The sequence below is a fragment of the Treponema berlinense genome (assembly GCF_052273165.1).
GTDB lineage: Bacteria > Spirochaetota > Spirochaetia > Treponematales > Treponemataceae > Treponema_D > Treponema_D berlinense_A.
Map to the genome: position 1 here is coordinate 43,572 of NZ_DAVZIU010000013.1, position 15,378 is coordinate 58,949.

Genomic DNA, 15,378 nt, shown 5'->3' on the forward strand with positions numbered 1-15,378 from the left:
ACGCACCAGCGCTGGGAACCCCGAAGTTGCGGCGGTAATGAAATTGCCACCGCAATGGAGCGAAAGCGGAAGGGTGGACATAGCGACCCGCGGATGTGGGTGGTGCCCGCTTAATTTTGGATTATCGCAAGGGCGGCATCCAGAAATTCTGCTTCGAGTGTTTCGATTTTTCCGCTGTCGACGGCCTGGCTTATTTTTGGGTCAATCGGGATTCTTGCAAGGAGCGGAATGTGGAATTCTTGGGAAATCTGCTCGACGTGGCTGTCTCCAAATACTTTTATTTGTTTGCCGCAGTCCGGACACTGAACGTAACTCATATTTTCGATTAGTCCGTAAACCGGAATTTTCATGGTCTGCGCCATTTTTACGGCTTTTTCGACGATTACGCGAACAAGCTGCTGTGGACTTGAGACGATTATGATTCCGTCGAGAGGAATGCTCTGAAAAACTGTAAGAGGAACGTCACCTGTTCCTGGAGGCATATCGACAAACATGTAGTCAACATCGTTCCAGAAAACTTCTTCCCAGAATTTTTTTACAAAGCCGTTTATCATTGAGCCACGCCACAAAACAGGATCGTTTTCGTTTTTGAGCAGAAAATTCATGCTCATAAGCTGGATTCCGGATTCTGTTGTTTCTGGAGCAATAAGGCCAGTTTCGTCGCAGTAGACTCTCTCTCCGTTTGAACCAAAACTTGTCGGGATTGAAGGACCTGTAATGTCTGCGTCCAAAATTGCGGCTCTAAGTCCTTTTTTTGCGGTTTTTGATGCCAAAAGCGAGGTTACGAGAGATTTTCCGACTCCGCCTTTGCCAGAAACTACGCCGATTACGTGTTTGACGGTGCTTTTTGGATGCAGATGAAATTTTAAATCTTTTGATTTGCAGTTTGATTTGCAGGTTGAACAGTTGTGAGTGCAGCCTTCTTCTGACATATATTTGCCTCTTTGTTTGAAATCTTTCTAAAAAATATGTCTGACTATTGTAATAGAATATTTTTTTGTTTGCTATAGCGTTTTCTTCCTGATTTTTTGTTCCGATAATTATTTAGTTATGGAAAATAAAAAATATAAAACCGTTTTGATTGGAACTGGCCGGATTGGATTTTTGCTCGGATTTGATAAAAAACGTGAACAGCCGGCAAGCCATACTATGGCGCTTTTAAAAAATAAAAAAATTGAACTTTGTGCTGGTTGCGATCCTGACTTGGAGCGATTAAAAATTTGGCAAAAATACGTAAAAAGCCACGGCTCTGAAGGGCTTGTTTTTGAAGCGAGCAGTGAACTTTACAAAAATATAAAAAAAATTGACATTGCGGTGGTTGCCGTAAACGAAAGTGCGCATTTAGAAGAATGTATCCGTGCGATTGAAGCAAGACCGCGCCTTGTGATTCTTGAAAAACCTGTTGCTTTGAATTCTTTTGAGGCGCAAAAAATTGCAGACTGCGCTGAAAAAAATAAGGTTCCTGTTATGGTGAATCACGAACGCCGTTTTGACAAAAATTATGCACTTGCAATGCAGTGGATGGAAAAAATCGGGGAAATTCAAAAGGTTGAAGCTGAATTGGATTCAGGACTGCGCGTTTACGCAAAAGAATTTGAAAAAGACGGAACTTACAGCCTCTTGCACGATGGAACCCATCTTGTTGATATTGTTCGTTTTTTGTGCGGAACTGAACTTGAAAAACCTGTGGTTACAGGCGTTTTTAAGGACGAGAAAAAAATTGTGCGGAATTTTTGCGCGCATTATAGTTTTTGCAAAAGCGAAAAGTTTGAAGATATTCCTGAAATTTGCATAAAAATGAGCGGGCGTTCAAAATTTTTTGAATTTAGAATTGAAATTTTGGGGACGGAAGGAAAAATCTGCATTGGAAACGGAATTGCCGATTTTTATTTGAGAAAACAGAGCAAACTTTATACAGGATTTTATTCGCTTGAAAAACAGAAAGCAAGCCTGCCTAAAAAAACTCGGTATTTTTCGGGAATGGTGGAAAACGCGGTTGGTTTTTTGGACGGAAAAATGCCAATTTTAAGTCCTCTAAAAGAAGCCATTAAGGATTTAAAAGTTCTGGAAGAAATTAAGGAAAAACTGTAAACGCGCAAAAGATTGGAGTGGCCACAAGGTGGGTGCGAAGCACCGGAGGCGCGTAAGACGCCGTAGCCACGGAAAGCTTGGTTTTTGCAAGATTCTTGCAAAAATGTGCCCAAAAAAATGGAGATAGCCGGATTCGAACCGGTGACCCTCTGATTGCGAACCAGATGCTCTACCAACTGAGCTATATCCCCATACTTAGAAATTATCACATTTTTCTAAATTATTCAATAAAATCAGTATTGAAATTGGTTTTCTGAATTTGTATAATTGATAAATTACACAAAAATTTAATTGATTTTTTTAGGGGATTTAAAATGGCTTATTATTTTGAAGAACCTTCGCACACTTTTGGCGAATATCTTTTGGTTCCTGGTTATTCTTCTGCGGAATGCACTCCAGATAGAGTTTCATTAAAGACTCCAGTTGTAAAATTCAACAAAAAAGCTGGTGAAACTTGTCCGCTTACAATGAATGTTCCAATGGTTTCTGCCGTAATGCAGGCTGTTTCTGACGATAAACTTGCAATTGCGCTTGCGAAAGAGGGCGGAATCAGTTTTATTTTTGGAAGCCAGACAATTGAAAATCAGGCTGCAATGGTTGCCCGTGTAAAGGCTTACAAGGCAGGTTTTGTAACTTCTGATTCAAATATTCGTCCGGATCAGACTTTGGAAGAAGTTGTAGAATTGAGCGCAAGAACAGGTCATTCGACAGTTGCTGTTACAGAAGACGGAAGCCCGAACGGAAAACTTCTTGGAATTATTACTTCGAAAGATTTTAGAATTGGTCATTGTCCAGCAGGTTCAAAGGTAAAAGACTTCATGACTGGTCTTGACGATTTGGCAACTGGCAAAGAAGGAATTGATCTTTCAGAAGCAAACGATATTATTTGGGAGAAAAAAGTAAATCAGCTCCCGATTGTCGATAAAAATGGAAATCTTGTGAGCCTTGTTTTCCGCAAGGATTATTCAACTCACGCAGAGCATCCGAACGAACTTCTTGATTCTAAACAGCGTTACATTGTTGGTGCAGGAATTAACACACGCGACTACATGGAACGCGTTCCAAAACTTCTCGAGGCTGGCGCAGATGTTTTTGTTCTTGATTCTTCAGAAGGTTTTTCTGAATGGCAGGCTCGTGCTCTCAAGGATTTACATGCTGCTTTCCCTGGAATAAAAGTTGGCGCTGGAAACGTTGTTGATGCAGAAGGTTTTAACTTTTTGGCAGATGCTGGCGCAGACTTTGTAAAAATAGGTATTGGCGGTGGTTCAATCTGTATTACACGCGAACAGAAGGGAATTGGTCGCGGACAGGCAACTGCAACAATCGAAGTAGCAAAAGCACGCGATGAGTATTTTAAGAAAACTGGAATTTACGTTCCTGTTTGTTCTGACGGTGGAATTGTTCACGATTATCATGTAACTTTGGCACTCGCAATGGGCGCAGATTTTGTAATGCTCGGACGCTATTTTGCACGTTTTGATGAATCTCCTTCAAACAAACTCGTAATCAACGGAAACTATGTAAAAGAGTATTGGGGCGAAGGTTCAAACCGCGCACGCAACTGGCAGAGATACGATCTTGGCGGCAAAAAGGGTATGGCATTTGAAGAAGGCGTAGATTCTTACGTTCCTTATGCTGGACACTTGCACGATGGAGTTGGAATGACACTGAGCAAGGTTGTGCACACAATGTGCAACTGTGGAGCGCTTTCTATTCCAGAATTGCAGGAAAAAGCAAAAATTACACTTGTTTCGCCGGTTACAATTCAGGAAGGTTCAGCTCACGATGTAACTGTAAGAAACACGACAAGCGTTCAAAACTAAATTTATTTTTTAGTTGAATATATGTTAATAAACAGCCCGATTCGTCATATAAAACTGTCGATTCGGGCTGTTTTTTTTATAACTGTGATTTTGTTCAAAAAAATTGCTGATATTTGCAAATACTTGTATTTGCGAATACTTGTATTTGCGGATACTTGCGAAAAAATTTTCTATTCAACAATTCTGTATTTTTTTATAAAATAGGCTTGGAAAATTTGTTCGCGGAGAAAAATTATGGAACAAGACCTTGCTACATTACAGCTTATCTCTAATACGCTCAAAGAAGATCCGAACGCAAGTCAGCGGGTTTTGGCAAAAAAAACAAATGTGTCATTGGGTATGATGAATGCGATTTTGGGACGTTTTGCCGAACGTGGCTGGATAATGCTTACAAACGTGAATAAAAGAAAATTCGCTTATGCTTTGACAAACGAAGGAATGAGGGAACTTCGTGAACGCGGAAAGAATTTTGTAGAAAAAACTTTTAAAATTGCAAATTCGTATAATCAAATAATGACAGACGAAGTAGCCCTTGCAAAAAAGCAGGGAAAAACGAAGGTTGTGCTTTACGGAGAAAGCTATGTAAAGTTCCTTCTGGAATACGCCTGTTCAAAAAATAAAATTGAATTTGAAAAAATTTCTGAATTAAAAGAGCCTGAGATAGAAAATAACGAATACGCCATTGCTGGTGAAATGAATGATAAAGAAACAAAAGAAAAACTTTTAAAGGCGGGTTGTACGGATATTCTGGAATTGATACAGTCAAACTCGTCCGAAGATAAGATTTTTTAGGTTTTTTGTACAGGGAGTTTTATGGAATACTATTGCTTAATGGTAAGAACCGGCGAAGAGGAAGAATTTAAAAAAAAGGCGCAGAAGGCATTTTGTGAGCAGGCTTGTACGGCGGAACTGTATTATTTTCAGAGAACGTTAAAAACCAATCAGGGAAAACTGTATGAAAAACCTCTTTTTCCAGGATACTTGTTCTTTCAGACAGAAAGTCTGACACCTAAAATTATGCAAATCTTAAAAAAAATTGACGGTTTTATAAGAATTCTCCTTGATAATATAAATCCCATAGAAATTTTAGGAACACAGCTGGAAGAATTGAGATTTTTTATCGGAAATGGTGAGCATTGGGGTATTTCAAAAGTTGAATTTATGCCAGAAAAAAACATTCGGGTAATTTCTGGTCCCCTTATGGGATTGGAAGGTAAAATTTACAAAGTAAATAAAAAACGAGGCAGAGTTACGATAATTACAACCTTAAATCCAGATGGAAAGAAAATAGATTTGGCATTTGAGTGCGTTCAGATGATCAAAAAGTAGGTGAGCATCGTGGATTGTTTTATTTCTGAACATATTGACAGATAGAACTTTGCATAATAAAATCGTATTCATATCAAATTGCAGTCTGTTTACGAGGGGCGTTAGGTCCATAAATAAGTGCAATGTTTACATACTCCGGGAACAACAGGGAGAGAACTGTTCTGCTATGGAAGTTTGATTTAAGAAAAATCAGCTTATCAGAAAGGGAGAAGGTGTGTAGATGTTGCAGAAAAATGTAAGACAGGCTGATTTTTTTTGTCATTTCTTTTATCCCATTAATTAAAGAGAATAATTCTCTTTTTTTTGGATTTTCTATTAATATATTATTGCAGATTTTGAACGGAACTATGCAAACCCACAGTGTAAAACAAATGTAAAAAAATTGTATTACATTTACAGTTTTTACGGATTAGATAGTATAATAGAACTAATCAATATGAATTAATTTGTAGAAATTAAAAACAAATTAATTGATTATTTTTCTCAAAAACCAGAAATAGATACCGTAATTATATTTGGTTCTTTTGCAAGTATGGTTAGAAATCAAGGATTAACAATTTTATTAAATCTCTTTTTTGGTCCTTTAATAAATGCTTTACGAGCTGTAGCAATGCAAGTAAATGCTGCAGTTTTAAGTTTTGCTCAGAATTTTAGCACTGTTTTAAGACCTCAAATAATAAAATCTTACGCTGCAAATGAAAACACATTCCGTAAAAGTTAATGCAACTTTAAATATAATAAAAACTTTATTTTCTCTGATTTTTCCGCTTGTAACATTTCCTTATTCTTCGAGAGTTTTAGGACCGGTTGGAACTGGAAAAGTGCATTTTGCACAGTCGATAATTTCTAATTTTGCAATGATTGCGGCTTTGGGAATTGGAACTTACGGAATTAGAGAAGCTGCGAAAATCCGTGATGATAAAACAGTTTTGACTAAATTTGTAAAAGAAGTTTTTTCAATCAATTTAATTTCTACAGTTTTTGCATATTTTCTTCTATTTACATCACTTTTTTTAGTTCCAAAATTTGAAGAATACAGAAATATTTTAATAGTTTGTTCATCAACAATTCTTTTTACAACTTTGGGAATGGATTGGCTTTATTCAGCAAAAGAAGAATATTTTTACATTACAATTCGTTCAATTGTTTTTCAATTTTTAAGTGCTGTTTTGCTTTTTACTTTAGTCCGAAAATCTGATGATATTTTGCAATATGCTGCAGTTTCTGTAGTTTCTAGCGTTGGTTCAAATATTTTAAACTTTTTTCATGCTAGAAAATTTTTAGATTTAAAAGAAAAAATTTGCCTTGAATTAAAAAAACATTTAAAACCGATTTTTACACTTTTTGCAATGAGCGTTGCCGTTAGCATTTATACAGTTTTAGATTCAATAATGCTTGGATTTTTAAAAGGCGATAGCGAAGTTGGATTTTATAACGCTGCAACAAAAATCAATAAACTTGTTTTAATGCTTGTAAATTCAGTTGGAGCAGTTTTACTTCCGAGACTTTCGTATTATGCAGAATTAGACGACAAATCATCTTTTAAAAATCTAACTCAAAAAGGAATAAACTTTTTAATAATTTTAGCATTACCTTGTGCCGCAGGTTTAGGCGTTCTTTCAAAACAAGTGATTTTACTTTTTTCAGGTGAACAATTTTTGCCGGCTTTAAATGCAATGAGAATTATGAATCCAATTATTTTAATTATTGCTTTAAGCGGATTAATTGGAATTCAGATTTTTATGCCACTTAGAAAAGAAAAATTAACTTTAATTTCAGTTATTTGTGGCTGTGGTGTAAATGTGATTTTTAATTCAATTTTAATTCCAAAATACGGAGCAACAGGAGCGGCAATTGCAACTTTAATAGCAGAAAGCGTTGTAACTTTAATTCAATTAATTTTAGCAAGAAAATATTTTGATTGGAAAAAAATTGCAATTCATTTTGTTCAATGTTTAATTGCAACAATTTTTATGAGTTTTGCAGTTTATTTTATTTCATCAAAAACTACTTCAAATTTAATTTCTGTTTTATGTGGAATTTTAATCGGAATTATAAGTTATGTAATTGTTCTTTTAATTTTAAAAAATGAATTTTTACTAAAAGTTTTAGGAGAAAGAAAAAATGTTAAACAGAATTAGAAAATTAAAAGTTTTAAAACCTTTAAAAATTTTTTACAGATATTTTAGATTCGGAAAATGCCCAAGTTTTGCAAAACCAAAATTCTTTTTAAATAATTCAAGAAATCAAGAAACAGCTTGTTTTATTCTTGCAGGTTATAAAAGTTTTACTTGGGAAATTGTTTTTAAACGAATTAAAGCTTTTTGTCCGAAAAATATTGATATTTGCATTGTTTCAAGTGGAATTTTTAGCAAAGAACTTTTAGAAATTGCACAAAAAAATTCTTGGTCTTATTTACAAACTAAAAAAAATAATGTTTGTCTTGCTTTAAATACTGCAATTAAAAATTTTTCATCTGCAAAAAATATTTTTAAACTTGATGAAGATATTTTTGTTACAAAGGATTTTTTTACAAATCTTCCAAAAATTCATGAAGAATCAAAAGAAAAATATTTTCCTTGTTTTACAGCTCCTTTAATTCCAATAAATGGATTTGGTTATTCAAAAATTTTAGAAAAACTTAATTTAATTGAAGAATATAAAAAGCATTTTGAAGAACCAAGAGTTTCTGCAGGTTCTTGGATGCAAATTGAGAATAATCTTGAAGTTGCAAAATTTTTTTGGGGTAAGAAAAATTTTGTTCCACAAATTGATGAGTTAAATAAACGCTTAAGAAAAATCGGGGGGGGGTATCTAATCTGTCCAATTCGTTTTTCAATCGGTGCAATTTTTTTAGAGCGTAAAACATTAGAAGAAGTTGGATTTTTTCCAGTTTACAAAGGTAATGGAATGGGAAGCGACGAAGTTTTTTTATGCAATCTTGCAACAACATCTTCAAAAGCAATTATTGTTTCTGAAACTTCTTGCGTTGGTCATTTAAGTTTTGGAAAACAAAATCAAGGAATGAAAGAATATTTTTTAGAAAATAAAGAAATTTTTGACATTAAAGAAGAATAAAAGGAGAAAAGCGTGATTTACGATTATTTAATAGTAGGTTCAGGTCTTTACGGTGCAACTTTTGCTTATCTTGCAAACAAGGCTGGTAAAAAGTGCCTTGTAATTGACAAAAGGAATCACATTGGTGGAAATGTTTATTGCCAAAATATAGAAGGAATAAATGTTCATAAATACGGAGCTCATATCTTCCACACTTCAAACAAAAAAGTCTGGGATTTTGTAAACAGTTTTGTTGAATTTAATCGATACACAAATTCGCCGGTTGCAAACTTCCACGGAAAACTTTTTAATCTTCCATTTAATATGAATACTTTTTACCAAATGTGGGGCGTTACAACTCCGGACGAAGCAAAGGCAAAAATTGAAGATCAAAAAAAATCTAGTGGAATTACAGAGCCAAAAAATTTAGAAGAACAGGCAATTAGTTTAGTTGGTCGCGATATTTACGAAACTCTTGTAAAAGAATACACAGAAAAACAATGGGGAAGAAAATGCACAGAACTTCCGACATTTATAATTAAACGGCTTCCTGTTCGATTTACTTTTGACAACAATTATTTTAACGATTCTTTTCAGGGAATTCCAATCGGTGGTTATAACAAATTGATTGAAGGTTTGTTTTCTGGAATTGAAGTTAAAACTGAAACTGACTTTTTTTCTGACAGAAAATATTTTGAAAGTTTAGCAGAAAAAATTGTTTTTACTGGAAAAATCGATGAGTTTTTTGATTATAAATTTGGAAAGCTAGAATACCGCACCGTCCGCTTTGAGACAGAAACGCTCGATATGCAGAATTTTCAGGGAAATGCTGTTGTGAACTACACAAGCCATGACGAACCGTTCACTAGAATTATCGAGCACAAGCACTTCGAGCCTGAAAATCCGGCGTATTCACAGGCAAAGACCGTGATTTCAAAGGAATACTCAACAGAATGGCACGAGGGAGTCGAACCCTTCTATCCAGTGAACGATGAGAAAAACGCTGGCCTTTACAAAAAGTACAAAGAACTTGCAGACGCGGAATCCAACGTGATTTTCGGCGGTCGCCTTGCGGAGTACAAGTATTATGACATGGACGATGTGATTGCGAAAGCGATGGAAGACACAGAGACGGAGATGGGAGGAGAACGATGAAAAAGAAAATAAAGAATGAGAAAGAGCAAATATATTTTCTTGATGATTATATTCCGAGTAGTAAGGATGCTGGCTGTAAGGCAAGAATTGACGCAAGGGAAATATTTTTAAGGCGAGGTTATAAGAGTTATCCTATAAATTATCAGCTTGGAAAAACTTTTTTTTCAAAAGTACATTTTTATATTTCTGTTTTTTTTAGGTTATGCAAAATTCCTCGTCATTCTATTATAGCCGTTCAATTTCCGCTTTATTATTTAGGCAGAATATCTATTTTATTTTCATACATTGCATCATTTAAACATCTCCGAACTATTATTCTATTACATGATTTAGATTTTTTGCGTTTTGGAGGAAAATACGGACTAAAACAAAAAATAGGTTTCAGAATTCTTTTTAAAGCGAAAAATATAATTTCTCACAACCAAAAAATGACGGAAGTCCTTGAAGAAATAGGAATTGATTCAAAAAGAATTGTAAATTTGAAAGTTTTTGACTATTTGCTTGATTCCCGCTTCCCTGTCTCTGCACATTTAAATGGAAATACAGTTGTATTTGCAGGAAATTTAAGAAAATCTTTGTTTTGCAAAAATTTAAAAGCAATAAATCTTAAAAACATATCAATCCGTCTGTATGGAGTTGCTGACAATCCAACTTCTCTCTTATCTAAAAATATAGAGTACGCAGGTTGCTTTAAGCCAGATGAACTGCCGTATAAACTGAACGGAAACTATTCTCTTGTATGGGATGGAGACAGTCTTAAAACTTGTTCCGGTCTGATTGGAAATTATTTGCGCTATAATAATCCCCATAAAGTTTCTTTGTCAATAATCAGCCGGCTTCCTGTGATTATTTGGGAAGAAGCGGCATTGGCAGATTTTGTCGTGAATGAAAAAATTGGTTTTACTGTGAAAAATCTTTTTGAACTGGAAGAAAAAATCAGTCATATAACGGAAAATCAATATGCTGAATTCCAGAAAAATCTTGAAAGGCTTTCCTCAAGTCTTTTAAGAGGACTTTTTTTAGAATCTGCTCTTGAAAAAGCAGAAGCAGATATAAATGCTGGTGAAAAATAACAATGTAATTTTAGTTTTGGTGGTAAAAAATGAAAAAAAAATTTTGGATTGTGGGGCGCCGCAAATAGAGGAAAGACAACGACTTTGAATATTCTTGTTGATTTGCTTTCGCTGGCTTCTGATTCTTACAGATTTTGCAAAATCCAAAAAACTCGAAGTTGTTTATGTTACAGGCAACGGTGTAGTAGATAACAGACAGAAATTTTTTGCAACAATACCTGAATGGCTATATTTGGTTGACAATGCCGAGTATGTTATTACAAATAGTTTTCATTGCGGTGTTTTTTGTACAATTTTTGGTACAAAATTTGCCGTTATACCTTTATGCGGAATTCACACTGGCATGAATGTAAGGTTTGATTCTTTGTTCAAATTGCGTGGAATTGAGCAAAGATTTCTGACAGATGATTTTAGCGTTGTAGAGAAAGAATTCGTTGCCAAAGATGTCAATGTATCGAAAAAGTTTTTGGAGGAGTTGAAGTGAGTCCCTTAGTTTCAATAATTGTTCCTGTTTACAATGTAGAAAAATATATATGTCGCTGTTTGGATAGTATAAAAGACCAGACTTTTAAAGATTTTGAATGTATTTTGATAGATGACGGAAGCCCGGATAATAGCGGTGCAATTTGTGATGAATATGCCAAAGATGACGCAAGATTTATTGTAGTTCATCAGAAAAACGCCGGAGTAAGTGCTGCAAGAAATGCAGGACTAGATGTTGCAAAAGGTGAGTGGGTTTGCTTTGTGGATAGTGATGATTGGGTGGAAGAAAACTATTTACAGGAACTTGAAAATAAAAATGAAGGAAATTGCGATTTAGTTTTTTTTAACATAGTAGATGAATTTAAAAATTATTCTAAAAATATTTATGAACCAATTGATGAAAATCTTATACCACATAATTTTATACCAAAATATTTAACACAAGAATATCGTGGTGGTCCTTGGAGTTTTTTTGCAAAAAATTCCTTAATAAAAAAAATACGGTTTGATAAAGAAATTTTTTTTTGGGAAGATTTTCTTTTTAAAATTCAGTTATTATGCAAAAGTGTTGGGGGGGGTATATTAACAAATATTTATATCATTATAACTGTTTTAATGAATCTTCTGTTTGCCAAAAAATCGATTCTTCCAAAACAATGTCAATGTTAGAAGCTATCAATAAAGTTAAAGAAATATTGCATGACGAAAAATTATACGATAAATATAAGTATTGGATGGATTACCGAATTTTATGGACAAAACTGTTTTATATAAAGTCCTTACCAAAAAGAAAACGAAATTGGAAAATCATATTTGATGACAGCGAGATTCAAAATATCAGATTATATGAAGATAAGTTTAATAAAAGCATGAAGATATTATTGAAGTTTATTTCAAAGAAAATGTTTTATTTTGCTGATTTATTTATTGATATAAATAATTTTATTAAAGGTAGTTATAAAAAATGAAAGTTTTATATGCTGGTTATAGGGATTCAAGGCATTCAAAGTTCGGAGGGTATGATTATATTGTAAACAATCCTGGAGCTGAATATTTGGATGCAGCAAAATTACCGTTTGGTTTTATTCCTGTTGGAAAAAAAGGAAAAAAAATTAACTTAATTGTTTTGGATTTAATTGCAAGGCTTAAATCTAAAAAATTTGATGTTGTACATTATTTTTATTCAGATTTTATGCTTTTTAATAAAATCTGTGATAAAGCAACAAGCAAATTTGTTGCAACCGTTCATATGAAATCAGAAGATTTTTCCGAAAAAAAAATAAATATCTTAAAAACTTATAAAGTTGTAATAGTATTAAGTTCATCGGAAGAAAAAAACTTAAGAAAACTAGGAGTAAATGCATGTTTTGTTCCACATGGGTTTAATAAGCCAGAATTCAATTATTTAAAATCGAGTATTGATAATTCGAAAATCAATATCTTTTATTCTGGAATGAATTATAGAGATTTTGATACTTTTTACAAAGTTGCAGAATATCTTGAAAAAGAAAATGTAAATATTCATTTTTTTGCAGTTGGGCAGTCTTCAGAAAGAAAAGAAATACTAAAAAACTTAAAAAATATCACAGTTTGTCCTCGTTTAAGTGATGATGAATATTATTCATTGTTAACTGATTGTGATTACAATTTTTTGCCATTAACATTTGCAACAGCTAATAATGCCTTATTGGAAGCACAAAACCTTGGAGTGATTTCAATTCTTCCTAAAATTGACGGAATTGAGGATTATGCAGATTCTACAAATAATTATTTATATGAAAATTGGACTGATTTAATTAATATTTTTACACATATTTCAAAAGCAAAGAAATCAGAAAAAATTATTGATTACTCAAAGGCTTTTAGTTGGGAAAATATTTATAAACAATTAAATAAAATATATTTGGAATGTTAACACTTCTTGTAAAATAAAAATGCAGAGTATTCTTTTTTTTCCTTTATTTTTAATTTATTGTTCTCTGTTTACTTTTGTTGGAAATAAATATAAGAATTATACTAAAAACCTGTTGATTATTATTTTTATTTCAATTTTTGTTTTTATATTGGGTGTTAGAGTAAATTTTGGTACAGATCAAGAAACATATTTGCATATGTATTTTTACCAAGGTGCGGATTTACTACGATGTGAAAAATTATATGTTTTACTAAATCAATTTTTAAGGTTATTAGACGCACCCTATCAATTATTATTTGCTTTAATAGCCTTTTTAGAAATATATTTCCTTATACTAACTTTTGAAAAAGAAGATGTTAATGTATTTTGGGGATTTATTTTATTTTTTTTAATTTATATAAACTTGTACTTGAATTTATCAAGGCAAGCAATTGCTATGAGTTTTATATTATTTTCAATATATTTTTTTAGTAAAAAAAAATATTTATCTTGGATAATAATTTCTTTGATAGCAACAGGTTTTCATGTATCTTCTGTTTTAAGTATTTTTTTGATTCCGGTATTGAATATTACAAAAAAGATTAAAATTCCTAAATTTATTTATTATCTGATAATTTGTATTTTGATTTTATTTTTCGATAGACTATTTGATTTGATTATAGATGCTTTTTTAATGCCTTTATCATTAGTTTTTGGAGAGAAAGTAAAAATTGTTACTAAAGTTTTAGATAGAAAAATTCCTTTAGGCAGTGGTATGGGGGTTAGACTTAGAGGAATTGCTTATATGTGTTTATTGCCTCTTTTATTGGATTATAAAAATCAAAATGAAAAAAATAATTTGTATTTTACGATTTTCTATTTTGGTTTAGTTGGCGAATTCTTATCTTCGGTTAATATGAATTTAACGAGGGTTTTTTATTATTATTCGCAAATGCAACTTATTATTCTACCAACTGTATTAGAAAATATAAAACGAAACAATTTAAAAAAATTAAAAATTAAAGAAATACTTTTTTTAATGGGATTGTTTTTTATATTTGTTTTAGCAGTTCCAAAGTGGATTAATGGTTCTGATACAACTGAATTTTATAAAATAAGTTTGAATTTTGATTTGTTTTCAAATCATTCTTTTTAGATTATTCAGAGGGAGTGTGTATGGATTTTTCAAACACTAGGATTAATGAAATAGATATTATAAAAGCTTTAGCCATAATAATAATGGTTTGGGGGCATGTAGGATTACCGGGTACAAAATTTTTGTATTTATTTCATATGGCTGTTTTTTTTATTTGCTCAGGATTTGTCTATAAGGATAAATATGCTAGTGATATTAAAAGTGTTCTGTTTTTTTTAAAGAAAAAGATTATGACACTATATTTTCCATATGTTATATGTGCTGTTGTATTTACACTATTGAATAATGTTTTTATAAAAATTGGGTTTTATGATGAAAATGTTTGCCCATATCTGTCAAACCAAGAAATAATAAATGATTGTATTAGGGCTTTATTATTTTCACGGGGGACTCAGTTAGGTGGAGCGACATGGTTTTTAAGAGTTCTTTTTTTTATTTCAATATTCTATTGTTTTTTTAATTATATAACTTTGAAATTTAAAATTATAAATAATTCTTTAATTCAATTTATAATTTCTTCTATTTTTTTAATTTCATTATATTATTTTGGGCATAGAATAAGTAATCCTTCAATTTTCAATTTTGTTTCAAATTTTATACTTGGCTATTTTTGTTTTTCGATTGGAAATATTTTAAAGGAAAAACAAGCATGCTTATTTAAGATAAAAAAGTCAATTTTATTCGGTTTTTTAACTATTTGTATTAGTTTGTGTATTTTACTTATTTTAAATAATTTTGGAAGTGTTAATATTGATAGAGGGAACTTTACTAATCCTATCTTTTTTTTAATGGCTTCAATAGCAGGTTTTTTTATGTTGTTTTCAGTTTCTGTATTCGTTTGTTATTTGGATAAAATACAGAAAATAATGCTGCTTATCGGAAAAAACACTTTATCGATAGTAGTTTTGCATCTCTTAGCCTTCAAAATCATGAATTTATTTTATGTTAAAATTTTTAATTTTGCTGATTCACTGACTTCTTCATTTCCAACTTTTGCAAATTCGCTTGATAACTATAAGTATGTATTCGGGGGGGGGGATATCTAATAATAGGTATTTTTCTGCCAGTATTCATAAATGAAATTAAAAAGTTATGTTTACAAAAAATAAGTCTAATTAGAAAAGGTAAGTAGTAAATTATGATATCAGTTTGCATGGCCACCTACAATGGTGAGCGATTTATAAAACAACAAATTGACTCTATTTTATGTCAGTTGAATCCTGAAGATGAATTAATAATTTCTGATGATGGAAGTACTGATGAAACTTTAGAAATTATTAATTCAATTCAAGATAAAAGAATAAAAGTTTTTAATCA

17 protein-coding genes and 1 tRNA gene are annotated in these 15,378 nt (G+C 32.1%); 16 read left to right on the forward strand and 2 right to left on the reverse strand.

Annotation, left to right across the window (positions count from 1 at the left end):
- Positions 1–110: 110 nt before the first annotated feature.
- The gene (locus ACT6XC_RS06035; RefSeq protein WP_443741162.1) at positions 111–932 is read right to left on the reverse strand and encodes a P-loop NTPase; all 822 of its coding nucleotides are present in this window, start codon (positions 930–932) and stop codon (positions 111–113) included.
- A gap of 118 nt (positions 933–1,050) precedes the next feature.
- Here ACT6XC_RS06035 and ACT6XC_RS06040 point away from each other — a divergent pair, with 118 nt between their 5' ends.
- Complete coding sequence (locus tag ACT6XC_RS06040; protein ID WP_443741163.1) at positions 1,051–2,091, forward strand: Gfo/Idh/MocA family protein; 1,041 nt, start codon at positions 1,051–1,053, stop codon at positions 2,089–2,091.
- A gap of 118 nt (positions 2,092–2,209) precedes the next feature.
- Here the strand turns inward: ACT6XC_RS06040 and ACT6XC_RS06045 are convergent.
- A tRNA-Ala gene (locus tag ACT6XC_RS06045) sits at positions 2,210–2,282 on the reverse strand.
- Between the two features lie 123 nt (positions 2,283–2,405).
- On the opposite strand from ACT6XC_RS06045, the gene ACT6XC_RS06050 reads away from it, so the two are divergent.
- From ACT6XC_RS06050 to ACT6XC_RS06120, 15 genes are all read left to right on the forward strand, one after another.
- Positions 2,406–3,914: an IMP dehydrogenase gene (locus tag ACT6XC_RS06050; RefSeq protein ID WP_443741164.1), complete on the forward strand. Its 1,509-nt coding sequence runs from the start codon at positions 2,406–2,408 to the stop codon at positions 3,912–3,914.
- Positions 3,915–4,148: 234 nt separating this feature from the next.
- A complete protein-coding gene (locus ACT6XC_RS06055; RefSeq protein WP_443737918.1) occupies positions 4,149–4,706 on the forward strand; it encodes a winged helix-turn-helix transcriptional regulator in 558 nt (185 codons plus the stop codon).
- A 21-nt stretch (positions 4,707–4,727) separates the two neighbouring features.
- Positions 4,728–5,243: a transcription termination/antitermination NusG family protein gene (locus ACT6XC_RS06060; protein ID WP_443741165.1), complete on the forward strand. Its 516-nt coding sequence runs from the start codon at positions 4,728–4,730 to the stop codon at positions 5,241–5,243.
- A gap of 532 nt (positions 5,244–5,775) precedes the next feature.
- Positions 5,776–5,964 carry a hypothetical protein gene (locus tag ACT6XC_RS06065; RefSeq protein ID WP_443741166.1) on the forward strand — a complete coding sequence of 63 codons (189 nt, stop codon included), beginning with the start codon at positions 5,776–5,778 and terminating at the stop codon, positions 5,962–5,964.
- Entirely contained in the window at positions 5,939–7,384 is a 1,446-nt protein-coding gene (locus ACT6XC_RS06070) for a flippase (RefSeq protein WP_443741167.1), read from the forward strand. The genes ACT6XC_RS06065 and ACT6XC_RS06070 overlap by 26 nt, the downstream gene beginning before the upstream one ends.
- Positions 7,368–8,321, forward strand: coding sequence for a hypothetical protein (locus tag ACT6XC_RS06075; protein WP_443741168.1), 954 nt, complete (start codon positions 7,368–7,370; stop codon positions 8,319–8,321). Before ACT6XC_RS06070 ends, ACT6XC_RS06075 begins: the two co-directional genes overlap by 17 nt.
- A gap of 12 nt (positions 8,322–8,333) precedes the next feature.
- Positions 8,334–9,455, forward strand: coding sequence for a UDP-galactopyranose mutase (gene glf, locus ACT6XC_RS06080; protein ID WP_443741169.1), 1,122 nt, complete (start codon positions 8,334–8,336; stop codon positions 9,453–9,455).
- Positions 9,452–10,528, forward strand: coding sequence for a hypothetical protein (locus tag ACT6XC_RS06085; protein ID WP_443741170.1), 1,077 nt, complete (start codon positions 9,452–9,454; stop codon positions 10,526–10,528). The genes glf and ACT6XC_RS06085 overlap by 4 nt, the downstream gene beginning before the upstream one ends.
- 97 nt (positions 10,529–10,625) lie before the next feature.
- Complete coding sequence (locus ACT6XC_RS06090) at positions 10,626–11,012, forward strand: polysaccharide pyruvyl transferase family protein (RefSeq protein WP_443741171.1); 387 nt, start codon at positions 10,626–10,628, stop codon at positions 11,010–11,012.
- The gene (locus tag ACT6XC_RS06095) at positions 11,009–11,680 is read left to right on the forward strand and encodes a glycosyltransferase family 2 protein (protein WP_443741173.1); all 672 of its coding nucleotides are present in this window, start codon (positions 11,009–11,011) and stop codon (positions 11,678–11,680) included. The genes ACT6XC_RS06090 and ACT6XC_RS06095 overlap by 4 nt, the downstream gene beginning before the upstream one ends.
- Positions 11,674–11,979, forward strand: a complete 306-nt coding sequence (locus tag ACT6XC_RS06100) for a hypothetical protein (RefSeq protein WP_443741174.1) — start codon at positions 11,674–11,676, stop codon at positions 11,977–11,979. The genes ACT6XC_RS06095 and ACT6XC_RS06100 overlap by 7 nt, the downstream gene beginning before the upstream one ends.
- The gene (locus tag ACT6XC_RS06105; RefSeq protein ID WP_443741175.1) at positions 11,976–12,926 is read left to right on the forward strand and encodes a glycosyltransferase; all 951 of its coding nucleotides are present in this window, start codon (positions 11,976–11,978) and stop codon (positions 12,924–12,926) included. Before ACT6XC_RS06100 ends, ACT6XC_RS06105 begins: the two co-directional genes overlap by 4 nt.
- 19 nt (positions 12,927–12,945) lie before the next feature.
- Positions 12,946–14,061: an EpsG family protein gene (locus ACT6XC_RS06110; protein ID WP_443741176.1), complete on the forward strand. Its 1,116-nt coding sequence runs from the start codon at positions 12,946–12,948 to the stop codon at positions 14,059–14,061.
- A gap of 20 nt (positions 14,062–14,081) precedes the next feature.
- A complete protein-coding gene (locus tag ACT6XC_RS06115) occupies positions 14,082–15,107 on the forward strand; it encodes an acyltransferase family protein (protein WP_443741177.1) in 1,026 nt (341 codons plus the stop codon).
- Positions 15,108–15,214: 107 nt separating this feature from the next.
- A partial coding sequence (locus ACT6XC_RS06120; RefSeq protein ID WP_443741178.1) for a glycosyltransferase occupies positions 15,215–15,378 on the forward strand: 164 nt, incomplete at its 3' end.

Coding starts and splice junctions, on each gene's coding strand:
- ACT6XC_RS06065 (WP_443741166.1), top strand. CDS start 5,776: ATGGTTAGAAATCAAGGATTAACAATTTTATTAAATCTCTTTTTTGGT.
- ACT6XC_RS06105 (WP_443741175.1), top strand. CDS start 11,976: ATGAAAGTTTTATATGCTGGTTATAGGGATTCAAGGCATTCAAAGTTC.
- ACT6XC_RS06050 (WP_443741164.1), top strand. CDS start 2,406: ATGGCTTATTATTTTGAAGAACCTTCGCACACTTTTGGCGAATATCTT.
- ACT6XC_RS06115 (WP_443741177.1), top strand. CDS start 14,082: ATGGATTTTTCAAACACTAGGATTAATGAAATAGATATTATAAAAGCT.
- ACT6XC_RS06040 (WP_443741163.1), top strand. CDS start 1,051: ATGGAAAATAAAAAATATAAAACCGTTTTGATTGGAACTGGCCGGATT.
- ACT6XC_RS06100 (WP_443741174.1), top strand. CDS start 11,674: ATGTTAGAAGCTATCAATAAAGTTAAAGAAATATTGCATGACGAAAAA.
- ACT6XC_RS06110 (WP_443741176.1), top strand. CDS start 12,946: ATGCAGAGTATTCTTTTTTTTCCTTTATTTTTAATTTATTGTTCTCTG.
- ACT6XC_RS06075 (WP_443741168.1), top strand. CDS start 7,368: ATGTTAAACAGAATTAGAAAATTAAAAGTTTTAAAACCTTTAAAAATT.
- ACT6XC_RS06060 (WP_443741165.1), top strand. CDS start 4,728: ATGGAATACTATTGCTTAATGGTAAGAACCGGCGAAGAGGAAGAATTT.
- ACT6XC_RS06070 (WP_443741167.1), top strand. CDS start 5,939: ATGAAAACACATTCCGTAAAAGTTAATGCAACTTTAAATATAATAAAA.
- ACT6XC_RS06035 (WP_443741162.1), bottom strand. CDS start 932: ATGTCAGAAGAAGGCTGCACTCACAACTGTTCAACCTGCAAATCAAAC.
- ACT6XC_RS06055 (WP_443737918.1), top strand. CDS start 4,149: ATGGAACAAGACCTTGCTACATTACAGCTTATCTCTAATACGCTCAAA.
- ACT6XC_RS06085 (WP_443741170.1), top strand. CDS start 9,452: ATGAAAAAGAAAATAAAGAATGAGAAAGAGCAAATATATTTTCTTGAT.